22 protein-coding genes and 1 riboswitch are annotated in these 21,938 nt (G+C 69.8%); of the genes, 9 read left to right on the forward strand and 13 right to left on the reverse strand.

Annotated elements, in window-relative coordinates; all coding sequences use genetic code 11:
* The first annotated feature begins 54 nt into the window (after window positions 1-54).
* The 3 genes from VKV26_18415 to VKV26_18425 all read left to right on the forward strand — a co-directional run bounded on the left by VKV26_18415 (window position 55) and on the right by VKV26_18425 (window position 3,391).
* Entirely contained in the window at window positions 55-1,815 is a 1,761-nt protein-coding gene (locus VKV26_18415; GenBank protein ID HLZ71881.1) for an ABC transporter substrate-binding protein, read from the forward strand.
* Window positions 1,816-2,148: 333 nt separating this feature from the next.
* Window positions 2,149-2,236: riboswitch (cobalamin riboswitch) on the forward strand.
* A gap of 54 nt (window positions 2,237-2,290) precedes the next feature.
* On the forward strand, window positions 2,291-2,527 hold the full coding sequence (locus VKV26_18420) for a CbtB domain-containing protein (protein HLZ71882.1): 237 nt from the start codon (window positions 2,291-2,293) through the stop codon (window positions 2,525-2,527).
* A 72-nt stretch (window positions 2,528-2,599) separates the two neighbouring features.
* Entirely contained in the window at window positions 2,600-3,391 is a 792-nt protein-coding gene (locus tag VKV26_18425) for a CbtA family protein (GenBank protein HLZ71883.1), read from the forward strand.
* Here the strand turns inward: VKV26_18425 and VKV26_18430 are convergent.
* Complete coding sequence (locus VKV26_18430) at window positions 3,388-4,563, reverse strand: FAD-dependent monooxygenase (protein HLZ71884.1); 1,176 nt, start codon at window positions 4,561-4,563, stop codon at window positions 3,388-3,390. The genes VKV26_18425 and VKV26_18430 overlap by 4 nt on opposite strands.
* A 4-nt stretch (window positions 4,564-4,567) precedes the next feature.
* Window positions 4,568-5,404, reverse strand: coding sequence for a GNAT family N-acetyltransferase (locus VKV26_18435; GenBank protein HLZ71885.1), 837 nt, complete (start codon window positions 5,402-5,404; stop codon window positions 4,568-4,570).
* A gap of 110 nt (window positions 5,405-5,514) precedes the next feature.
* On the opposite strand from VKV26_18435, the gene VKV26_18440 reads away from it, so the two are divergent.
* Together VKV26_18440 and VKV26_18445 are read left to right on the forward strand one after the other, a co-directional pair.
* Window positions 5,515-6,003 (forward strand): hypothetical protein, encoded by a 489-nt coding sequence (locus VKV26_18440; protein ID HLZ71886.1) that lies wholly within the window; start codon window positions 5,515-5,517, stop codon window positions 6,001-6,003.
* Window positions 6,004-6,050: 47 nt separating this feature from the next.
* Window positions 6,051-6,836 (forward strand): class I SAM-dependent methyltransferase, encoded by a 786-nt coding sequence (locus VKV26_18445; protein ID HLZ71887.1) that lies wholly within the window; start codon window positions 6,051-6,053, stop codon window positions 6,834-6,836.
* A 41-nt stretch (window positions 6,837-6,877) separates the two neighbouring features.
* Here the strand turns inward: VKV26_18445 and VKV26_18450 are convergent, their stop codons facing one another.
* The 5 genes from VKV26_18450 to VKV26_18470 all read right to left on the reverse strand — a co-directional run bounded on the left by VKV26_18450 (window position 6,878) and on the right by VKV26_18470 (window position 13,600).
* Entirely contained in the window at window positions 6,878-8,221 is a 1,344-nt protein-coding gene (locus VKV26_18450; GenBank protein ID HLZ71888.1) for a nitrate/sulfonate/bicarbonate ABC transporter ATP-binding protein, read from the reverse strand.
* A gap of 47 nt (window positions 8,222-8,268) precedes the next feature.
* The gene (locus VKV26_18455; GenBank protein ID HLZ71889.1) at window positions 8,269-10,008 is read right to left on the reverse strand and encodes an ABC transporter permease subunit; all 1,740 of its coding nucleotides are present in this window, start codon (window positions 10,006-10,008) and stop codon (window positions 8,269-8,271) included.
* A 447-nt stretch (window positions 10,009-10,455) separates the two neighbouring features.
* The gene (locus VKV26_18460) at window positions 10,456-11,457 is read right to left on the reverse strand and encodes an LLM class flavin-dependent oxidoreductase (protein ID HLZ71890.1); all 1,002 of its coding nucleotides are present in this window, start codon (window positions 11,455-11,457) and stop codon (window positions 10,456-10,458) included.
* 168 nt (window positions 11,458-11,625) lie between these two features.
* Window positions 11,626-11,883, reverse strand: a complete 258-nt coding sequence (locus tag VKV26_18465; protein ID HLZ71891.1) for a type II toxin-antitoxin system HicB family antitoxin — start codon at window positions 11,881-11,883, stop codon at window positions 11,626-11,628.
* Between the two features lie 262 nt (window positions 11,884-12,145).
* Entirely contained in the window at window positions 12,146-13,600 is a 1,455-nt protein-coding gene (locus VKV26_18470) for a nicotinate phosphoribosyltransferase (protein ID HLZ71892.1), read from the reverse strand.
* Window positions 13,601-13,902: 302 nt separating this feature from the next.
* On the opposite strand from VKV26_18470, the gene VKV26_18475 reads away from it, so the two are divergent.
* The 3 genes from VKV26_18475 to VKV26_18485 all read left to right on the forward strand — a co-directional run bounded on the left by VKV26_18475 (window position 13,903) and on the right by VKV26_18485 (window position 15,421).
* Entirely contained in the window at window positions 13,903-14,673 is a 771-nt protein-coding gene (locus VKV26_18475) for an SDR family oxidoreductase (GenBank protein ID HLZ71893.1), read from the forward strand.
* Window positions 14,674-14,738: 65 nt separating this feature from the next.
* Window positions 14,739-15,032, forward strand: coding sequence for an AbrB/MazE/SpoVT family DNA-binding domain-containing protein (locus VKV26_18480; protein HLZ71894.1), 294 nt, complete (start codon window positions 14,739-14,741; stop codon window positions 15,030-15,032).
* Window positions 15,029-15,421, forward strand: a complete 393-nt coding sequence (locus VKV26_18485) for a type II toxin-antitoxin system death-on-curing family toxin (protein HLZ71895.1) — start codon at window positions 15,029-15,031, stop codon at window positions 15,419-15,421. Before VKV26_18480 ends, VKV26_18485 begins: the two co-directional genes overlap by 4 nt.
* Before the next feature lie 174 nt (window positions 15,422-15,595).
* Here the strand turns inward: VKV26_18485 and VKV26_18490 are convergent, their stop codons facing one another.
* The 3 genes from VKV26_18490 to VKV26_18500 are packed head-to-tail and all read right to left on the reverse strand — an operon-like array spanning window position 15,596 to window position 16,974.
* Window positions 15,596-15,910, reverse strand: coding sequence for a hypothetical protein (locus VKV26_18490; GenBank protein ID HLZ71896.1), 315 nt, complete (start codon window positions 15,908-15,910; stop codon window positions 15,596-15,598).
* A complete protein-coding gene (locus VKV26_18495) occupies window positions 15,910-16,614 on the reverse strand; it encodes an RHS repeat-associated core domain-containing protein (GenBank protein ID HLZ71897.1) in 705 nt (234 codons plus the stop codon). Before VKV26_18495 ends, VKV26_18490 begins: the two co-directional genes overlap by 1 nt.
* Window positions 16,615-16,974 carry a hypothetical protein gene (locus VKV26_18500; protein ID HLZ71898.1) on the reverse strand — a complete coding sequence of 120 codons (360 nt, stop codon included), beginning with the start codon at window positions 16,972-16,974 and terminating at the stop codon, window positions 16,615-16,617.
* A gap of 288 nt (window positions 16,975-17,262) precedes the next feature.
* On the opposite strand from VKV26_18500, the gene VKV26_18505 reads away from it, so the two are divergent.
* A complete protein-coding gene (locus tag VKV26_18505) occupies window positions 17,263-19,935 on the forward strand; it encodes a glucosidase (protein ID HLZ71899.1) in 2,673 nt (890 codons plus the stop codon).
* Window positions 19,936-19,990: 55 nt separating this feature from the next.
* Here VKV26_18505 and VKV26_18510 read toward each other — a convergent pair whose 3' ends face one another.
* The 3 genes from VKV26_18510 to VKV26_18520 form a co-directional block, all read right to left on the reverse strand.
* Window positions 19,991-20,356, reverse strand: a complete 366-nt coding sequence (locus VKV26_18510; GenBank protein HLZ71900.1) for a DUF5615 family PIN-like protein — start codon at window positions 20,354-20,356, stop codon at window positions 19,991-19,993.
* Entirely contained in the window at window positions 20,353-20,649 is a 297-nt protein-coding gene (locus VKV26_18515) for a hypothetical protein (GenBank protein HLZ71901.1), read from the reverse strand. Before VKV26_18515 ends, VKV26_18510 begins: the two co-directional genes overlap by 4 nt.
* A gap of 92 nt (window positions 20,650-20,741) precedes the next feature.
* Window positions 20,742-21,710 carry an LLM class F420-dependent oxidoreductase gene (locus VKV26_18520; GenBank protein HLZ71902.1) on the reverse strand — a complete coding sequence of 323 codons (969 nt, stop codon included), beginning with the start codon at window positions 21,708-21,710 and terminating at the stop codon, window positions 20,742-20,744.
* Between the last annotated feature and the right edge of the window lie 228 nt (window positions 21,711-21,938).

The raw sequence follows: 21,938 nt of genomic DNA on the forward strand, positions 1-21,938 counted from the left end.
TTGCTGCCGGCGGCGCGATCACGCACGGCGCGCGGAGGAGGAGAACCCAGACACATGGAACCTGAACGCAACTACTGGCTGCGGGCACGGCTGAGCCGGCGCGCGGCCCTGCGCACGGGCGCGGCCGGCGCGGGCATGACCGCCCTCTTCCTGGCGGCCTGTGGCGGCAGCAACAACAACAAGGGCGGCAATGCCGGCGGGGGCAACAGCGGCTCCTCGCAGCCGCCGAAGAGCGGCACCCAGGTGACGCTGCTGCCCACGGCCCAGGCCGGCACCGCCGTGACCAAGCAGGCGCAGCCAGGCGGCTCGCTTTCGTTCCAGATCAGCTCGCCGCCGCCCTCGCTCGACCCCTACACGCAGACCAGCTACCTCAACTCGTATATGAACGGCCTGACCTACAGCAAGCTGTACCGCTTCAAGGCCGGCACGCCCGACGTGGCGCCCACCGACATCACGATGGAGAACGACCTGGCCGTCGCCATGCCCGAAGTCGTCGATCCCATGACACTGACGGTGAAGCTGAAGCCGGGGCTGAAGTGGCAGAACGTGGCCCCGGTCAACGGCCGCGCCCTGACCAGCGATGACATCCGCTACGCGATCGACCGCTACAAGAACTTCGATAAGTCGGTGCACAAGTCCACCTGGGCCTTCCTCGACCACACCGAGCAGCCGGACGCCCAGACGATCACCTTCAAGCTGGCCTTCCCCTACGCCGACTTCGTGCAGATCGCCGGCGGCAACCTGGGCGCCTACATCTCGCCCAAGGAGCACGCCGAGACCGACGCCGCCGCGACGAAGATGGTGGGCAGCGGCCCCTTCATCCACAGCGAGTACCAGACCGGCGTCAGCCTCAGCTACAAGAAAAACCCCGATTACTACGACAAGCCCTATCCGTATCTGGACGACGTCAAGACCTTCATCGTCACGGACACGGCCAAGCGCGTGGCCGACTTCTCGGCCAAGTCGGTGGACCTTAGCTGGCTCTTCCTGCCGCCGGAGCGCGACCAGCTCTTGAAGCAGCGGCCCGATGCCAAGCACGACGAGCAGCAGGGCATCGGCGGCTATATCTACCTGCGCACGGACAAGCCGCCCTTCAACGACAAGCGCGTGCGGCAGGCGCTCTCGATGGCGATCGACCGCAAGGCGATCCGCGACGCGATCACCAACGGCGAGGGCGTCGAGGACCAGGCGTTATTCGTGGGTCTCGTCGGCATCGCGCGGCAGGTAAAGGACCTGGGCGCCTCCGCCAAGTTCTGGACGCACGATCCGCAGGCGGCGAAGCAACTCATGACCGCGGCCGGCGTCTCGAACCTGAGCTTCGACTGGAACCACGCCGACGCCTCGGTGTACACGCAGGCGTACGTCGATACCTCGTCGCTGACACAGGCGCAGTGGAAGAAGGACCTGGGCATCACCGTCAACGATAAGCAGCAGCCCTACTCGCAGTACATCAGCACGACGTACCAGGGCAACTACGAGGGCGTGGGGCACAGCCCGCGCGCCGTGCCCTACTTCCTCGACCACCTGTACGAGCAGTTCTTCATGTCGGCCGACGGCAAGCGGGCACGCATCAACCTGAGCTACGTGAACGACCAGACGCTCAACGATCTGCTGCAAAAGCAGCGCGGCCAGTTCGACCTGAACGAGCGCAAGAAGACCTTCACGCAGATCGAAGACCTGCTGGCCGACCAGCAGTACCAGATCTACTGGAGCACGGACACGCGAACGTATTTCTGGAACCCGGACATCGAGAACTACCGCCCTACGGCCTTCTTCCCCTACACCCACCTGATGAAGACCTGGAAGGACCACTGAGACACGGCCGGGAGGCCGATGCACGGTACGCGGGCCGGATGGGGCATGCTCCATCCGGCCCGCGGCTTCCCCGTAAAAGCCCGTACTGGCACACAACGCCATGCAGCAGCCGGCCGCGCTCCCCTTCCGGCCTGCTGGCAGCGCGGGGCGGCCCGCCGCGGCGTACGCATGCATGCCGGTGCGGGTCATGCTGCCTCTGCGGGTGTTCAGCAACACCGTTCCGAGGCAACCAGCCTCTCCCTGGCGGCGCCGGTGCCGAGACGCAAAACACAGCGCTTCGTTGACACTCAGGGTGCGGCTCCCTACGATCGACGCACCCGCGGGACGGCGTGAGGAAGCCGGTGTAAGCCCGGCACGGTCGCGCCACTGTATCCGGCGAGTTGCCTGCCGCCGCCGGCGGCATCCCGGCCGGGAGTCAGACCTTCCGCCATCCCGGGCACCCCAATTCGGACGCGCACTCCGAGGAGGTTCGTTCATGGATCAGGCGCTGCCGCTGCCCGCCCCGCCCGCAATCGAAGTCCCGGCGCTGCCGGAGATCCGCCCCATCCCCGTCGCCGAGCTGTGGCCCTGGCTGCTGTTCGGCGGCCTGCTCATGCTCGTGCTCGTCTACTTCGTCGGCGTGGAGCAGGGGGCGCTCTCGATCTTCTCCAACTCGTATGTGCATGAATTCGTGCATGATGGCCGCCATCTCTTCGGCTTCCCCTGCCACTAGCGCCACCGTGATCGCCTGCCACCAGATGTCCGTCCGCCGCGGGACAGAGGTGCGCAGGGAGGAGCGCGGCCGGTGACGGTGCGCTCGCTGTTGCTGCGCGGCATGCTCGCCGGGCTGCTGGCGGGTATGCTGGCGCTGGCCTTCGCCGAGGTCTTCGGCGAGCCGCAGGTCGATCGCGCGATCACCTTTGAGCAGCAGGAGGCCCGCCTCAACCACGAGGCGCTCGGGCCGCAGCTGGTGAGCCGCGACGTGCAGAAGAGCGCCGGTCTGGCCGTGGCGGTCGCGCTTTACGCCACGGCCTTCGGCGGGCTGTTCGCGCTCGCCTTCGCCGTCGCCTACGGGCGCATCGGCCGCTTCGGGCCGCGGGCCTGCGCGGCGCTGCTCGCCGGCGGCGGCTTCGTCGCCATCGTGCTGGCGCCGTTCCTGAAGTATCCGGCCAACCCGCCGGCGATCGGCAACCCGGCCACGATCGACCGGCGTACCGCGCTCTACTTCCTGGTGCTGGGCTGCTCGCTGCTGGCCGCGATCGGCGCCGTCGTGCTGGGCCGGCGGCTGCTGCCGCGCGCCGGCGCCTGGAACGCCGCCGTGCTCGCCGCCGCGGCCTTCGTCGTGACGATCGCGATCGTGCAGCTCGCCCTGCCCACGGTCGACGAGGTGCCGCCCGGCTTCCCGGCCTCGGCGCTCTGGCGTTTCCGCCTCGCCTCGCTGGGCACCCAGCTCGTGCTCTGGACGGCGATGGGGCTGCTCTTCGGCGCCCTGACCGAGCGGAGCCTGCGGCGATCGCTCCGCGCCGGCTCCGCGTCACGGCCGGGTGTGCGGGCGTCCCCGGCCGCACCGTCGCGCACGCAACCGGCCGGGGACTAAAGCGCAGCAAGCGCCGCGGCCGCTTCGCGGGCGACGTCATAGTCGAAGATCCAGGCACGGTCGCGCGACTGCGTGGCGAGCTGGCGATCGCGCAGCTCGTGCGCCGGCGCCGGCGCTTCGTAGCGGGCGCCGCTCTGGCGCGAGCCGAGTTGCACCCGCGCCGTGCGCTCGCGGCGCAGCGCCTCGTAGGCCAGCAGTCGGTTGGGCGCGCTCGTGCGGTCGGCGCCGTCCAGCAACACGGCGAGCGCCACGCCGTCCTCGATCGCCTGGTTGGCGCCCTGGCCGGCGTGCGGCAGCATCGGGTGGGCGGCGTCGCCGAGCAGCGCCAGCCGGCCCTTGGTCCAGCGCGGCAATGGCTCGCGGTCGTAGAGGCCCCAGCGGAAGGTCTGCTCGATGCGCGCGATGATCGCCGCGATCGGCGGATCCCAGCCGGCGAACTCCGCGGCCAGGGCGGCGGGATCGCCCGGCGCCGACCACGACTCCTTCAGGCGCTCGTCGCTGGGCACGAAGCCGACGTAGTTGACGAGCTGATGGCCGCGCACGGGGTAGGCCATGAAGTGGCGGCCCTCGCCCAGCCAGAGGCGGGCCTGTCCGGCGGGCCAGGGCACGCCGGCCGCCGGCACCACGCCGCGGTAGGCGATCGAGCCGGAGTAACGCGGCGCGGCGGGCGCCACCACGTACTGCTGCAAGACCGAGTGAATGCCGTCCGCCGCGATGACGAGGTCGGCCGTGATCCGCGCGCCGTTCTCGAAGCTGATGGCAGCCTGCTCCCCGTCCTGCGCGAAGCCGCTGCAGCGGTGGCACGTGTGCACGACGCCGTCAGGCAGATTCGCGCCCAGCAGGTCGAGCAGGTCGGCGCGGTGCATGCCGAGGTATTCGACCTGCCCGTCCGGGCCTTCCGCCAGCATCGGCGCGACGAAGCGGCCGTCGGCCTGGAGAAAGCGCGTGTCTTGCCAGCGGGCGCCGACGCGGGCGAGCGCGTCGCCCAGCCCCAGCCCCCGTAGCTGGCGCAGGCCGTTGGGCGCCAGCGCCAGCCCCGCGCCGACCTCTGCCAGCGCCGGCGCCTGCTCGAAGACGCGCACGTCGATGCCGCGCTGGAGCAAGGCCGTGGCGGCGGCAAGACCGCCGATGCCGCCGCCCACGATCGCCACGCGCAGGGGGCTTGCGTTCATCGCTCTACACCTTCTCCCCGCCCGCCTGCCCTGATTCGGCCGGAGCGCGGGCCCCGGCCGCGGATCGCTTCGGCAGCGGCTTCAGGTAGCTGCGCTTCAGGGCGAGCGGCCGCCAGCCCAGTGCGGCGTACAGCTGCTTCGGCGTGTCGGAGGCGTCGGTGGTGATCACGATCGGGCCGGCGCCGTGTTCGCGGCAGTCGCGCAGGCCGCGGGCCAGCAGCGCCGTGGCCAGGCCGCGGTGGCGAAACTCGCGCTGCACGAACAGGCTCTCGACCTGCCCCACGCCGTTCGTGCCCTCCCACGAACTCAGGTAGCCGCGCGGCATGCCGTCGATGCAGCCCAGCCAGAAACGGCGCGGCGGCGCCTTGCCCCGCATGATCGCAGCGATCGCCGCGCCGGCTTCGTCGCCCCGCTCCGCGTGCTCCTGCCAGTTCAACGCGTGCAGCGCGGCGAACGCCTGCCAGCCCGCCTCGCCGTCGATGCGGCGCACGTCGAACGGCGGCGGCTTGGCACCAAGCTCGCCGTCCAGCACGAGCAGCAGCACCTCAGACCACGACCAGGCCGGATCGAGCCGCAGCCGCGCTTCGAACTGCGGCGGCGTGCGCGGGTCCACATCGCAGCGCAGGTGGCGGCAGTGGACGTACGCGCGCGCGGCGCGGGCCAGCAGCGCCTCGATCTGCGCGGGCGAGGCGGCGGTGATGCTATCGATCAGGTTGGCGTCACGGACGTCCGGCGCGGCGGCGTTGCGGATGAAGCGGGCGCCCTCGGCCGCGAAGAGCTCGTTGCCCAGCGCCAGGTTGTCCTGATTGGTCGAGAGGGCGGCGGCGATCAGCGCGTCCATGCGAGGAAGTATAGCCGCGCTGCGCCCCTTGCCGCGTCTCGCCATATAGTAGAAGGACGGCTTGCCGCCGCGGCTTCGAGCGAGCGACGGCGGGCGACGGAAGGGACGCGGTGTCGATGGGGGTGATCCTGGAGCAACTGTGCGCGGCGGTGCGGCGCTGGGACGCGCTGACCGGCGTGCCCGAGGGCGGTCAGAGCGAGGAGAGCGGCGCCTGGTACGTGCTCGGCTATCTGCTGGAGCGGCCGGTCTGGCGCAAGCTGGTGGAGAACGAACTGCAGGAGCTGCCCACCACGGCGGGCATGCGCCGCTGCCTCGCCGCCCTCAGCCTGCGCGGCGAGCTGGCCGAGGAGACGCTGATCCCGCAACTGGTGCGCGGCGTCGAGGCGCAGCTTGAGAGCCTTTCCGAGGACCACGCCAAGGTGCTGCGCCGGCGGCGGCGCTGGCTGGCCGACGCGCTGCGCCAGCCCGACGCCGACCCCGCCACGGAGCGCCGTATGCAGGCGCTGCTCAGCCCGGAGGTCGTGTGGGAGGAGATGCGCCAGCAGCGCCTGCGCCTCACCGCCTGGCGCGAGGCGACGGCGGGGCTGGTCTCCGTTTGAGCGAGGAGCGCGCGGCCGCTGCCCGTTCGGGCGGCAGGATGGCAGCCATGCAACCGCGGCCAACCATAACCAGCGCCTTCCACGCCGGCGCGTTTCAGTTCAGGAGCGTCGCGCAGGCGTACCGCTTCCGCCCGCCCTGGGCGGCGGAGGTCTTCTCCCGCCTGCTGGAGCTGCTCGGCGAGGAGCCGCGCCGCGTGCTCGATCTCGGCTGCGGCAGCGGCGCGATCGCCCGCGTGCTGGCGCCGCTGGTCGAGCGGGTCGATGCGGTGGACATCTCGGCGGCGATGGTGGAAGAAGGCCGCGCCCTGCCCGGTGGCGATCATCCCACACTACGCTGGATCGTCGCGCCCGCCGAGAGCGCCGCGCTGGAGCCGCCCTACGGCATGGTCACCGCGGGCGCCAGCCTGCACTGGCTGGACTGGCACGCCGTGCTGCCACGCCTGCACGACGTGCTCACCCCGCGCGGGCGGCTGGTAATCGTCAGCGACGGCCAGGAGCCGCTGCCCTGGGAGGCGGAGCTGAGCACGCTGATCCGCGCCTACTCGACCAACCAGGAGTTCCGCCCGCTAGATATCGTCGCCGAACTGGAGCAGCGCGGCCTGTTTCGGCTTGAGGGCCGCGTACGGACGGCGCCGGTGCCCTTCGTGCAGACGATCGATGAGTACATCGCCTCCTTCCACGGGCGCTCGTCGTTCACGCCGGAGCACATGGGCGACGAGCGGGCGGCCGAGTTCGACGCGGCGCTGCACGACCTGGCCTCCCGCTACACCGAGCGCGAGGTCGTGCTGCAGGTAGTGGACGGGCTGGACTGGGGCCGGCCCCTGCGCCCCTGACTGGCTGCCGGCGAGCGTTGCCGCCCGCCACGGCCACGCCCCTACGACGCGCCGGCGGGCTCCGGATCGGGCAGACGCAGCCGCTCCTGGCCGGCGTCGTACTCGAACAGCTCGCCGTAGCGGCCCCAGTCGACGGCGGTGGCAAACTGGCGCTCGGCCTCGGCCGGTGGATAGTGCTCGTCCAGCAGGTCGAGGAAGAAGCCGGCGCGCATCGTGCCGTCGCGCTTCTGCCGCAGCGTGTCGGCAATGGCGGCGACCAGTGGCGCGTGCGCTAGCACCTGTTGCCGAAACAGATCCTTGCTGCGCAGGATGTCGGCCTCGGCGAAGGCCCGGCCGTCGTCGGTCAGGGTCACGTGGCCTTCCACGGTTTTGGCGAAGCCGAGCAGCACGGCGGCGTCCAGGATCGGCAGCAGGTCGTCGACGTCGAGCCGCAGCCGCTGCGCCAGCCGGGGAATATCCACCATGCCGCCCTGATCCACGACCAGCTCCAGCAGGCCGCTGATGCCGCCCGCGCGGGCGTGGGGCAGCGGACGGAAGCGCTCGGCCTCGGCGTTGTCTTCGGCCAGCACCGGCGTCACGTCCGCCTCGGGATGGGTCATCACGGTATAGATGTGCGCCACCAGCGACTTGAAGCGCGGCTGCTCGCGGTCTCGCGGACGCACCAGATCGATCTGCACCTCGCCACGAATCCGCCCCGGATTGCTGCCGAGCACCAGCACGCGGTCGGCGAGCAGCACGGCCTCCTCGATGTTGTGCGTCACCAGCAGGATGCTCCGCGCCGGGAAGTCACCCGCCTGCCAGAGGTCGCTGATCTCGCCGCGCAGGTTCTCGGCCGTGAGCACATCGAGGGCACTGCACGGCTCGTCCATCATCAGCACCCGCGGCCGCACGACGAAGGCGCGGGCGAAGCCGACCCGCTGCTGCATGCCGCCGGAAAGCTCCTTCGGGTAGGCGCTCTCGAAGCCGTCCAGCCCCACCATGTCGATCGCCGCGAGCGCCCGCTTGCGCCGCTCCTCGCGCGGAACGCCGCGCGCCTTGAGGCCCAGCTCGACGTTGTCCTGCACCGTCAGCCAAGGCAGCAGGGCGAAGCTCTGGAACACCATCGCCACGTCCGGGTTGGGGCCGTGCAGCGGCGCACCGCGGCTCAGCACGCGGCCGCCGCTCGCCGGAATCAGGCCGGCCATGATGCGCAGCAGCGTGCTTTTGCCGCTGCCGCTGCGGCCGAGCAGCGCCACGACCTCGCCCGGTGCGACGGCGCAGCTCACCTCGTCGAGCACGGTGAAGACGCCGCCGTGGTCCTGCGGCAGGGGAAAGGTCTTGCTCACCCGCTCCGCCGCGATCAGCGCCGGCGCGGTTGCGGTCTGCGGTGTGGTCATCGCCGTCATTGTCTCTCTTCCTTGCATCGCAGCATTGAATCAACGCGTCATTGATGTCAGCTCAGCCGGTAGCGGGACTCAGCCAGCCGGTACAGGCGTCGCCAGACCAGCCGGTTCAGTCCGACGACGTAGGCGCTCATCATCGCCACGCCGAGCACGATCTGCGGCCAGTCGCCGCGCCCGGTCGCGTCCGCGATGTAGGCGCCGAGGCCCGTCGCTGTCAGCGTCGTGTCGCCCCAGGAGACGACCTCGGCCACGATGCTGGCGTTCCAGGCGCCGCCGGCCGCGGTGATGCCGCCCGTCACCCAGGACGGAAAGATGCCGGGAATAATCAGGTCGCGCCACAGCCGCCAGCCGCGCAGCCGCATGCTCGTCGCCATGTCGCGCAGGTCGGCGGGAATGCTCATCGCGCCGGCGATCGTGTTGAAGAGGATGTACCACTGAGCGCCGAGCGCCATCAGCAGGATGCCGCCCCAGTTGAGGCTGATGCCGGCGTGGATGAACAGCACCGCCGCCAGCGGAAAGAGAAAGTTCGCCGGGAACGAGGCCAGCAGCAGGGCCACGGGCTGCGCCAGCCGCGCCAGCCGCGGATTAAAGCCGATGGCGACGCCGACCGGCGTCCAGATCAGCGTGGCGGCCACGAGCAGGACGAGCACCCGCGCAAACGTGGCCAGGCCGAGCAGCGCCACATGCCCCACTTCGGCGACATCGACGCCATTGCTGATCGCGGCGCGCACGCCGGTCGCCGCCAGGGCAGCGATCAGCAACAGTAGCACGGCGGTGTAGAGGCCATCGATCAGGCGCTCGCGGCCGGGGTTCTCGCCGGACGCCGCGGCGGGACGCTGCACACGGGAAAGCAGCGCGTCGAGGCGATCGCCGATCGGCGCCAGCGCCCCGCCCAGCAGCTGCGGCAGGCGGGCTGTGCGCAGCAGATCGAGCAGCCACGAGCGCGGCGCCTCGGCGGCGCTGCTGCGCTCCAGCTTGAACCTGTCCGCCCAGGCCGCGAGCGGCCGCCAGAAGAGCTGATCGACCGTCACGATCACCAGCGCCATCATGGCGAGCGCCCAGGCGAGCGCGCCCAGATCCTGCCGCTCGATCGCGATCGCGACGTAGGAGCCGATGCCCGGCAACTGGTAGTTCTTGTTAAGCACGCTGATCGCCTCGCTGGCGGCCACGAAGAACCAGCCGCCGCCGAAGCTCATCATCATGTTCCAGATCAGGTTCACCGTCGCCGCCGGCACTTCCAGGCGGGTGAAGCGCTGCCAGGCGGGGAGCCGGTAGAGCCGCGCCGCTTCGTCGAGGTCATGCGGCAGCGTGATCAGCGACTGGTAGAAGGAGAAGGTCATGTTCCAGGCCTGGCTGGTGAAGATGGCGAAAACCGACGCCAGCTCCAGCCCCAGCAGGCTGCCGGGAAAGAGGGCGATGAAGGCCGTGACCGTGATCGAGAGAAAGCCGAGCACCGGCACGGACTGGAGGATGTCCAGCAGCGGCAGCAGCACGCGCTCGGCGCGCCGACTGCGCGCCGCAGCGTAGCCGTAGAGCAGGGTGAAGCCGAGCGAGCAGCCGAGCGCCACGAACATGCGCAGCGTGGAACGCGCCGCGTAGTAGGGCAGATTCAGCGGATCGAGGCTGATCCGCGGCACGTCGTTCGGCGGTGAGAAGTGGACGAAGGCATCGGCGCCGACGCGTGCCACGAGGGCGAGCAGTACGAGCACGCCGAGGGCGACGGCGAGATCGGCCAGCGGCGCGCGGCGCCGGCGGCGCGCCTGGCGGGCGGGGAAGACACGCACCTGCATGGCGCACCTCCGTTGCCGTCCTCGCGAGGCAGACGGCAAGAAACAACCCCTCGTGGTCCGAGGGGCCGGTGCGCGGCGGCGCGGGGTCAAGCGCGCGGACTCACGCGCCGGGGCTCCCTCGGAAAGCGATGTTCATAAGCGAGAACGAGCAGCAACTACCATCCGGGTCCACGAGAACATCCCTCCTTCCGGTGCCGTGCGCAGCCGAGAAAAAAGGCCGGCCCGCAGAGACACCCGCGGCCGGTCCGGCATCGCGTCTGCGCACAACAGCGCGCCCGATTAGGGACAAAAGAACCTGAGGCAACTAGACCCGCGGGTTTCTTGCCGGCGGCGGTCACAGTCCATGGCAGTCTTTGAGCGCCTCACAGCGGGCGCACACTTCTGCACACAGGATCGCGCCGCACGGTGTCGCCTGTCAACCGTTTCCCGCGGAAGCGGCCGCGCCGCTCAGCGGAACTGCGGGATAACCTCGCCGGCGAAGCGCTCGAGCGAGCGGCGCACGCCGGAGTCGGCCGGGTCCATGCCCACGGGCGTGCCCCAGCTGATGAAGTCCGTGACCGGCAGCGTCTCGCGCAGGGCGTGCAGCCGCTCCGCGACCTCGTTCGGCGAGCCGACGAGATAGCTCTGGTCGATCGGCGCGGCCTCGCCCGCGGGCGCCGGGAAGCTGCCGGCGCGGATCCAGGGCGCGTAGACGGCGGCGCGGTAGCGTTCGCCCTCGCGCGCCTGCAGCCAGACCGGGTCTTCGCGGCCGTCGGCGATAAAGCAGGGCTTGATCAGGCCGATGCGGTAGTCCGACGGCTTCTTGCCGAGGCGGGCCAGTTCGTCCAGCCAGGGCTCGTAGGCGAGGCGGCGGTCGTGCTGCGGCAGCAGGTGCAGGCCCAGGCGCGCGGCGCGGCGTGCCGCCGGCTCCGAGGTGGCGGCCAGCCAGAGCGGCGGGTGCGGCCGCTGCACCGGCTTCGGCGTGACGTTCACGTGGTCCAGCTTGTAGTGGCGGCCCTCGTAGCTGAACGGCTCGTCGCCCCAGGCGCCGCGCAGCACATCGATCCCTTCTTCCGTGCGGCGCACGCGCTCGCGCCGGCTGGTGCCGAAGGCGGCGAACTCTTCGTCGCGGTAGCCCATGCCCAGACCGAGCATCAGCCGCCCGCCGGAGAGGATGTCGAGCGTCGCGGCCTCTTCGGCCAGACGCAGGGCGTTGTAGAGCGGCAGCAGGAGGATATCGGTGCTGAGCTGCATGCGCTGCGTGCGCATGGCGATCGCGGTGAGCAGTGTCAGCGGCGCGGGCGTGTAGCCGTCCTCAACCAGGTGGTGCTCGGTGATCCAGATCGAGTCGAAGCCCAGCTGCTCGGCGTAGACGATCTGATCGAGCAGCGCGGCGAACAGCTCCGGCCAGGGGCGCTGCCAGCGGGCCGGGTTGCGGAAGTCGTAGACCAGGCCGAAACGCACCGCCATGGCTCTCCTCCAGCGGCGACGGGCGGCGTCGCATGTGCGTCGTGGCGCGCACGGTGGTCAGCGCCGCCAGCGTACGCAGCACACATGGCGCCCTGCAACCGGTAAGCAGCGAGGGGTCAAGCCACCCAAAGCGGCGCCGGCACTCCAGGCGCGGCATTGTGCGCGAGCTCAGCCCGCCTTGCGCGCCTCGGACCACGCCTCCGGTTCGGGAATCGAATCACCCGTTTCCAGCATCGATTCGAACCAGAGAGCCATCGCGTCGCGTAGCAGTTCAAGGGCTTCCTCGGGCGTCTCGCCCGCGGTGAACCATCCGGGCAACTCAGGGGACTTCGCCAGGTATCCATCCGTCGGGTCGCCGCGGATAACCATGACATACGGCCGCTTCAACAGCTCCTGTGCTGTACGCTTGATCTCCTCTTCAGTCATCGTCGTCTTCCTCACGCGTCTCCGCGAGCGCTTCGCGTACGTAGTTCGCGAGGACATGTGGCCGGCGGTAGGGAATCACAATACCGCGTTGCCCACGGCGGAAGATATAGTGACTCCCGCTCACTCGTTGGAGGTTGTAGCCGCACAACTCCAGGTAGCGCCGCAGTTCCTCGAAGCGCACGGCGTTCGGCCGTTGCGCCCGCCGCCGCCGCGGAGCCACATCAGCACGCCTTCTCCACATCGCCCTGGAGATAGCGCCGCGCTACGTTTCCAGCGATCGCGTGGCTTCTCTCGCCTGAATGGCTATGTCTTGCTCTGCCGGAGCCGCAGGAGGGTGGGCGCCGTTACCGGCCTGCTCGCCGTCGATCGCCTGGCGGCGCAGCTCCTGCAGTGCGTGGCTCATCTCCACCGGGTAGGCCGGGGCGCCGGAAAGCTGCTGAAAGATCTCGGGCAGGTCGGCCAGGCTCTCGCGGGCGTGCTCCCAGACCTCGCCGATCGGCGGCAGGCTGCCGGGCAGCACCTGCCCGCCGCGCACCACGGGGATCAGCAGGCGATGGGCGCCGGCCGGCGCCGGCTCGTTCTCCAGGGTAATGATGTCGCGCTCGTAGGCGCCGGCGCGGTAGACGCGCTTCTTGCCCGGCCAGGTGCTCTTGTCGCCGGCGATCTTCACCGCGGGCCGGCCTTCGCCGTTCTCCTCGTACCAGACCAGCTTGTAGATGCCGCCCAGGGCGCCGCCCTCGACGCCGTGCTCCAGCGAGCCGCTGGCCGCGCCCAGCGCCGTGCCCACGCCGAAGGCATCGATCGGCGCGCCCTGCTCCAAGAGCTCCGCGATCTTGTACTCGTCCATGTCGCCGGAGACGAGGATGCGCGTCTCCATCAGGCCGCCCGCGTCCAGCACGCGGCGCACCTCCTGCGAGAGCGCCAGGAAGTCGCCCGCGTCGATGCGCACGGCCGCGAGGCTGTGCCCGAGCGTCTCCTGCGCCCAGTGCGCCACCTGCACGGCCGTGTGCACGGCGCGGCGCGGGTCGTAGGTGTCGAGCAGCAGCGTGTAGCGCGAGAAGGTCTCGGCCACGGCGCGGAACGCTTCTTCCTCGGTGTCGAAGAGCTGGACGAGGGCGTGCGGAATCGAGCCGGTGGCGGGCAGGCGAAAGCGGAAGGCGCCGGCCAGGAACGAGGTCGAGGTGCAGCCACCGATGAACGACGAGCGCGCCACCGTGAACGGCTCCAGCGCCCGGCGCAGCGCGAACTCCGCCACGCGCTTGCCGCGGGCGGCGTAGACGATGCGCGCCGCCTTCGTCGCGACTACCGTGCCGCCGTTCACCGCCTGCAGCAGGCCGCTCTCCATCAGCAGCGCCTCGACGTAGGGCGCGGTGACGCGCAGAATCGGCTCGTTGGGGAAGGCGACGGTGCCCTCGCGCATCGCCAGCACTTCGCCGCTGAAGCGCAGGTTGGCGAGGTAGGAGAGGAAAGCGGGGTCGTAGTCACGGATCTGCTCCAAATAGGCGAGGTCGTCGGCCGCGTAGCGGAAGGCCTGCAGGAACTCGAGCGCCGGCTCCAGCCCGGCGGTGAGCATGTAGGCGCCGCCGAAAGGCGCCCGCCGGCTGTAGAGGTCGAAGGTGGCCAGGCCGCGATGGCCCGTGCGCCAGGCGACGTAGGCGGCGTCGGGATGATAGAGATCGGTGCTGAGGCCGGGATGATAGGTCAGTAGGCTGCGCACCACGCACTCGCCCCCCCCCGCGTGAGACTGCTGATCAGTATATCGTCCGTGCGCGCGCCCTTCGGCCGGCCGGCAGGCTGACAAGGCGCCGCGATCTGCGCCGGCTTCAACCGTCGCATAAGACTTTCGAAAGCGGAAATGACGCGGCGGCATCTTGCCGGCCAGCCGCGCTCCATGAGGCGACGACGCCTCATGGAGCCAGATAGTAAGGCCTGCTCTCACCGGCAGCAGTGACGATAAGCGGCACACCCGACAGAATGGCGGCACTATTCGAAGCACGAAATAGATGGAGGCCAAAACCCATGACACGGTTGAGCGACAAGGTCGCGATCGTCACCGGCGCGGGTGCGGGGAACGGCCGCGCGATCGCCCGCGCCTTCGCGGCGGAGGGCGCAAGCGTGGTGGTGAGCGACATCGACGAGGCCGCCGCGCGCGCGACGGCGGGGCTGATCGGCGAGCGGGCCGTGGCGCTGAGCGCGGACGTGAGCCGCGCCGAGGACTGCCGGCGGCTCGTGCAGACGGCGGTGCGGCGCTTCGGCGCGTTGCACGTGCTGGTGAACAACGCCGGCATCTGGCGCAGCGGCACGATCGAGGAGACGAGCGAAGCGGACTGGGACGCGCTGATGGCCGTAAACGTCAAGGGCGTCTTTCTGTGCAGCAAGTTCGCGGTGCCGGCGATCGCGGCGGCGGGCGGCGGCAGCATCATCCACCTCTGCTCGCTGGCCGGCATCACGGCGACGGCCGGTGCGGTGCTGTACACGGCGAGCAAGCATGCGGTGGCGGGCATGACGAAGGCGATGGCGCTGGACCACGCGCAGCAGGGCATCCGCGTGAACGCGCTCTGCCCCGGCCTGATCGACACGGCGCTGGCGCAGGCGATCTACGCGATGGCGGGGCCGGGGCGCGAGGAGGAGATGAAGGGCCGCTATGCCCGCGCCACGCCGCTGGGCCGCGTGGGCCAGCCGGAGGACGTGGCGAAGGCGGCGGTGCACCTGGCGAGCGACGAGGCGGCCTGGGTGACGGGCATGCTCTACTCGGTGGACGGCGGCGTGGGCCTGGCGCCGCGGCGCTGAGTGGCAGCGGGGGTTGGCAGCCTCCCCGTCCATCGTATATACTCGTAGCTACGTGAAGGTGTGCAATGAAGATCGTCAAGATTCGCCGCGTGGGCAACAGCAACGTGATCACACTGCCGCGCGAATTCGAGGAACTGGGCTTTTCGGCGGGTGACGAGGTGGTGCTGGATCGAACGGCGGATGGCGGTCTACACATTCTGCCGGCGCGTCCCGTTCAGGAGGACTTTCAGGCCCGTGCCCGGCGTGTGGTGGCGGAAAATCGGGAGGCGCTTGATCTGCTCGCGGCGTATGACCGGGGCGAACAGGTGCGGCACGATGGTTCCACCGTGACATCGGCGAAACGCAAGGCTCGATCATGAGCGAAGTGGTCTACCTGACCACCGAGCAAGTATTCACACTCTACAGCGCGATCTTCGAGTGTACGCAGCAGCAGGCGGCCCACCAACTCCGCAGCCGAGCCGGGCTTGAGTCCGCCCTCGCACGTGCGCAGTTCTACGGCCACTACGAGGATGCCGACCTGGCGATGCAAGCCGCGGTGCTGGCACAGGGCATCGCCGAAACACAGCCCTTCATCGAGGGAAACAAGCGCACTGCCCTCGCGTGCCTCGCGCTCTTCCTGGACCTGAACGGCTACCGGGTAACCGCCTCACAGCAGGAGCGCATGGAGTGGATGCTGAGCCTGGCCGAAGGCGCCACGGCCGCGGCGCTGGCCGAGCGCATCCGCGCCTGCCTCGCGCCCGCCCGCTGAGCGCCCGCGACAGGCCCTGGCCACCTGCCGTCCAGCTCTGGCGCAGGCCGTCGCCGTTATAGACGTTTGTCTGGTTCTGGCCGGCGACCAGAACTGCTCCGGCTTTTCCAACGCGCTGGGCCCTTTGTGAAATGACTTCGGCGCGTCGTTCGCTGCGGCTTCTGCGGCGACCGATCACCCGAAGTCTTCGTTTAGAGCCAGTGCAAGAGTGGTAAGCCGGGTGGCAAATCCTTGGTCGCGAGGGTCATCACTCAGCAGGAGTTCCGGGCGCAGCTTCTCAGCGCTGCGAGCGACTGCTCGAGCCAGCCGCGTCCGCTGAACTGGATCGAAACGCCCTAAGTCCAGTGTTTGAAAAATCATCGCTCTTTGAAGGACAAAACGATCGCTTTCGTCGTCAGATTCATCCGACACGCGCGTGAGCAGCAGTTGAAACGCCCAATTCGCGACCTTCCATGGATCTCGTTGAGGCGTCGCTATAACGCCGGCCATCAGAAGCCAATCCTGATGATTTTGTCCTGATCCTCTTGCGGAAGCGAGTCCACATAGTCTCGGACGGTGTCTACTTGGTCGGCTGTGAATCCTGTCAGATCTATAACGGAGAAATCGTTCTCTTTCAAGAGGCGGCTGTTGATCGAGCCCAAGAATTCCGATTCGTTCCAGTGCTTCGAGGCCTGTGGTTGACCCATCAGGTCGTAACTGCGGCCCTGATCGTCGGCCAACTCGGCGCCCTCGTGCGGGCTTTCTGTGAGGGTTCTTCCCGCCATTTGCGGAAGCGCGGCCAGCCGCTCAGCTGTTGAAATCTCGTTGGGCGTGAGACGCGTGGCGCTGCTCAGGTCGAGCGTCGCGGTTTCCGTGCCCTCTGCGCTCGTGGACCCGGGCCGCTCGACGCCGCTCTCGCCGGCTGCGGCGGCGTCCGTCTCGGCCGCGTTCGCCGCAGCGATCTGGGCCTCCGTGGGACCCTGGCCGGCCGTGTCCTCGATCGACGCGTTGCCTGGCCCGACCAGCTGCGGGCAGTCCAGGGCGTCGTTGGGATCATCAGGATCCTGGCAGCCCGAATGCCCGGACGGGTCGATGACGCTCGCCGGGTTGTTGCGGGCGTAGACGTAGGGGTGGTAGACGGTCGTGTCTGAGACGCTCCACGCGTCGCGACTCAAGAACCGCCCGGTGGCGGGGTCATAGTACCGCGCCCGCAGCTACTGCAGGCCGTCGGGGTCGGTCTCTTGCCCGGCGAACTGCGGCTCGCTGCCCAGGCCGCCGCTCTGGCTGGTCACCGCGCCGAAGACGTCGTAGGCGTAGTTCTGCACCACCGCGCCGCTGCTGTTCACGATCGCCAGCACCGAGCCCTGGCTGTCGGTGAGGGAGAAGTACGTGCCGGCGGGCGTGATGCGTTCGACCAGGCCGGGAAGGCCGTGCGGCGGCACGGTGGGCGAGCGGTGCGGCGCGGCCGACGTCGCCGCCCCCTGATGGGCCGCGGAGACGGCCACCGCGGCGCCGTCGGGGAGGGCGGCGCCCGCGGCGAGGATCAGGACTATGCGCCGGCGGGGCAGCGGCATCGCACCCCCTCGAACACTTCTCAACGCGACCGTTGCCGGGAAGCCTACCCCCGCAAAATCGTGCACGCGGCGACGGGAACGCATCAGAAAATGCAACAGAGTTGTCATGCGCGGCCGGCGGCGACGTTCTCTGAAAGCCGTTCGCTTGCCGGCTCGCGACGCGGCTCCGCGTCACGCCCGGCGGCCGAGCGGCTACTATGGACTGGACACGGCGCTCGCGCGGCACGCCAGCCCGCGGGCGGGCGCGGCGCCGGGCACACGCGATCGAGGCGGCGGCAGGAGAGTCCAATGATGGCGGAGCACGACCGGCTGGAAGAGTCGCGCCAGCACACGGCGCCGTGGAAGCGCTGGGGGCCGTATCTTGCCGAGCGCCAGTGGGGCACGGTGCGCGAGGACTACTCCGAGTTCGGCGCCGCCTGGGACTACCTGCCCCACGACCACGCCCGCTCGCGCGCCTACCGCTGGGGCGAGGACGGCCTGCTCGGCATCTGCGACGACCACGGCCTGCTCTGCTTCGCCCTCGCCCTCTGGAACGGCGCCGACCCGATCCTCAAGGAGCGGCTGTTCGGCCTCAGCGGGCCGGAGGGCAACCACGGCGAAGACGTGAAGGAGTGCTACTTCTTCCTCGACAGCACGCCCACGCACTCCTACATGAAGGCGCTGTACAAGTACCCACAACGCGCCTTCCCCTACACCGACCTGCTCGAGGAGAACCGCCGCCGCGGCCGCGCCGCGCCCGAGTACGAGCTGATCGACACCGGCGTCTTCGCCGAGAACCGCTACTTCGACGTCCTGGTCGAATACGCCAAGGCCGCGCCGGACGACGTGCTGATCCGCGTCAGCGCCACAAACCGCGGGCCGGACCCGGCGCCGCTGCACCTGCTGCCCACGCTCTGGTTCCGCAACACCTGGAGCTGGCGCACGGGCGAGGCGCGGCCGGAGCTGCGCGCCGGCGGCCAGGCGCCGGACGGCAGCCGCCAGATCGTGGCGCAGCACCCGAGCGCGCCGCTGGCGCAGTACTGGCTCGCCTGCGAGGGCGCGCCGGCGCTGCTCTTCACCGAGAACGAGACCAACTTCCAGCGGCTGTACGGCTCCGCAAACCGCACGCCCTACGTCAAGGACGCCTTCCACGCGGCCGTCGTGCAGGGCGACGAGGAGGCCGGCAATCCGGCGCAGACGGGCACCAAAGCCGCCGCGCACTACGCGCAGACCGTCGCGCCGGGCGCGACCGCGACGGTGCGGCTGCGCCTCTCGCACGCCGCGCACGACGCGCCCTTCGCCGAGTTTGACGAGGTCTTCCGCCTGCGGCAGGCCGAGGCGAACGAGTTCTACGCGACCTTCACCAGCCCGGCCACCAGCGCCGACGAGCGCCTGGTGCAGCGCCAGGCGTTCGCCGGCATGCTCTGGAGCAAGCAGTTCTACGACTACGACGTCGCCGTCTGGCTGGACGGCGACCCGGCCGAGCCGCCACCGCCCGAACGGCGTAAGCACGGCCGCAATGCCGACTGGCGCCACCTCAACAACGCCAACATCATCTCCATGCCCGACACCTGGGAGTATCCGTGGTACGCGGCCTGGGACCTCGCCTTCCACTGCCTGCCGCTGGCGCTGATCGACCCGCACTTTGCCAAGCGCCAGCTCGTGCAGCTCACGCGCGAGTGGTACATGCATCCCAACGGCCAGTTGCCCGCCTACGAGTGGGCCTTCGGCGACGTGAATCCACCGGTGCACGCTTGGGCCGCCTGGCGCGTCTACAAGATCGAGCAGCGCCTCACGGGCACGGGCGACCGCGCCTTTCTGGAGCGCGTCTTCCACAAGCTCTTACTCAACTTCACCTGGTGGGTGAACCGCAAAGACCCCGAAGGCCGCAACGTCTTCCAGGGCGGCTTTCTCGGCCTGGACAACATCGGCGTCTTCGACCGCTCGGCGGCGCTGCCCGACGGCGGCCACATCGAGCAGAGCGACGGCACGAGCTGGATGGGCATGTTCAGCCTGAACATGATGACGATCGCGCTCGAGCTGGCGCTGAGCAACCCCGTCTACGAGGACATCGCCACCAAGTTCTTCGAGCACTTTCTCTTCATCGCCTCGGCCATGAACGACCTGGGCGGCACCGGCATCTCGCTCTGGGACGACGAGGACGAGTTCTTCTACGACGTGCTGAACGTGCCCGGCCGCTCGCCGCTGCGCATGAAGGTGCGCTCGCTCGTCGGGCTGATCCCGCTCTTCGCTGTGGAGACGGTCGAGCCGGCGGTGCTCGATCGGCTGCCCGCCTTCAAGCAGCGGCTGGAGTGGTTCCTGGAGCACCGGCCGGAGCTGGCGGCGCTCGTCTCACGCTGGTACGAGCCGGGGGCGGGCGAGCTGCGCCTGCTGGCGCTGGTGCGCGGCCACCGCATGAAGGCGCTGCTCAAGCGGGCGCTGGACCCCACCGAGTTTTTGAGCGACTACGGCGTGCGCTCGCTGAGCAAGTACCACAAGGACCACCCGTACTCGGTCGAGGCGGGCGGCATGGTGCACTCGGTGGACTACGAGCCGGCCGAATCGACCACCGGCCTGTTCGGCGGCAACTCGAACTGGCGCGGGCCGGTCTGGTTCCCGGTGAATTACCTGCTGATCGAGTCGCTGCAGAAGTTCCACCACTACTACAGCGACGACTTCAAGGTGGAATGCCCGACCGGCTCCGGCCGCTACCTGACGCTGATGGAGATCGCCAGCGAGCTGTCGCAGCGGCTGATGCGCATCTTCCTGCGCGACGAGCACGGCAGCCGCGCCGTCTTCGGCGGCAAGGCGCAGCTCAACACGGACCCGCGCTGGTGCGACTGTGTGCCCTTTTACGAATACTTCCACGGCGATACGGGCGCGGGCCTGGGCGCCGGCCACCAGACCGGCTGGACGGGCCTCGTCGCCAAGCTGATCGAGCAGCAGGGCCGCCTCAACCCGCACGAGCTGGGCGTGGGCTGAGCCGGCTGGCCTACCCGAACTTCGCCGCGGCGGCTGTCGCTGAGATTCGGGGATGCTACGTTTCCGGCATGGGCCGCAGCCAATCGATGTGCTGCATGCCGTTGGGATACGGCCCGGCGTAACGCGCCAGCGCCTGTGCGATGCGATCAAAGTTGGCTGCTTCCGGCGTCAGCGAGCGCGGCAGCAGGAGGATCCCCGCGTGCTGCCTGACACTGCGGGCGTACTCATCCGCGAGACCGATGAAGTCCTCCGGATCGTTAGTGACGAGGCAACAGCCGCAGGCAGCGGCGAAGGCGAGCTGCTCCGCATCGGTTGTGCCATCGTTGCCGCACTCGTGCGAGCACAGCGCGTCGATTCCGCGTTTGCGCACGAGTGCGGCGATCTCACACGACAGGTTTTCGTCGAGGTAGTAGCTGATCACCGCCGCGGCGGTGCAGTCGAGGGGTGTTCACGCCAGAGCCGGGCGAGGCGCTCCTCGCTCTGCGCGGCCGCGGCGAGCCGGCCGGCCATTTCCCGCGGATGCTCCGCGGCGAAATCCAGAGCGGAGCGCAGCTGCCGTTCGCTGAGCCAGTCGAAGGCGCCGCGCAGCCGCTCGAAGTCCTGCTCGACGTTCTGGAAGACGTGCCAGACCTCGAAGACATCGAGCCCTGTCCCGGCGATCCGCGCACGGGACGCATCGCCGCAGTCGACGGTGATCAGGCTCGCTCGGCGCATGGTGTTGCTCCCGGCAGGTACACTCCATCCTGTCCTCATCTTCAAGGCCGGGGAGTTCGCGGGTCAACGCGCGGCGTGCGGGCCTCGCCGCGTCAGGCGGGCTTCGCCGCGGCGGCTTGTTGCTGGAAGCGCGGCAACAGCTCGGCGGCGGCCAGGCGCAGCGTCTCGCGCGTTTCGTCGGCCGAGCAGGAGCGGAAGTCGAACACGGCCTCGTTCACGCCCAGCCGCTCGTAGGCTTCGAGGTCGCGGATCACCTCGGCCGGCGTGCCGACGAGCGCCTTCCACGGCTCCTCGCTGGAGCGGCGCTCGCTGGCAACGGCGCTCAGCCGCAGCCCCAGGCGCATGGAGATCGTGAAGCCATCGAGGCTGCGGCCGAGCTTCGCCGACTGATCGCGCAGCAGGGCGAGGCCGGGCGCAAGCTCATCCGGTGACAGCTTGAAGGGCTGCCAGCCGTCGCCCAGGCGTGCGGCGCGGCGGATGGCGGGCCGGCTGCTGCCGCCGATGTAGATGGGAATGCCGCCCGGCTGCGCCGGTTTCGGCATCAGGCCAAGCGGTGCGAACTGGAAGAAGCGGCCGGCGAAGCTGGCAGGCTGATCGCGCCAGAGCGTGCGCCAGACCTGGATGATCTCGTCGGTCACGGCGCCGCGCTCGGCGAAGGACGGCGCGCCCAGCGCTGCGAACTCCTCCGCCATCCAGCCCACGCCGACGCCCAGCAGCAGCCGGCCGCCCGTGAGCTGATCCAGCCCTGCCAGGTACTTCGCCGTGACGACCGGATGGCGGTACGGCGCGATCAGCACGCTGGTGCCCAGGCGGATGCGCCGCGTGCGCCCGCCCAGGTAGGCGATCAGGCCGAGCGGCTCGAAGTAGGTGTCGTCCGGGCCGGCGGCCATGCGCCCGCTGGCGTTGTATGGATAGCGAGAGCTGTATTCCACGGGCATGACCAGGTGATCGGTGATCTGCAGCGAGTCGAAGCCGAGGCCGTCGGCCAGCTCGGCGATCTCGCTGATGAACTCCGGCGTGGCCAGCGGCCCCGAGTTTGCGGGCTGAACCCCGATGCGCATCGCCTGCCCTCCTCCGCGTGCTCGCGCGCACGATAGCGCGAAGCGTCGCGGATGAACAGCGGCGGCCGGCTCGCTGAACAACAGGAGCGCGCCGGCCGGGCACAGCGTGCCCGGCCCTGGACTTTGGCACATCGACCGTGCTCGCCGCGTGGTCCAGGCGAGCGGGAGCCGGGAGTGCAGGTCCGGATCAGGCTCAGGCGCGCAGGACACCGCTCGCGGCGTTGAGCA

The organism is Dehalococcoidia bacterium, from assembly GCA_035310145.1.
GTDB lineage: Bacteria > Chloroflexota > Dehalococcoidia > CAUJGQ01 > CAUJGQ01 > CALFMN01.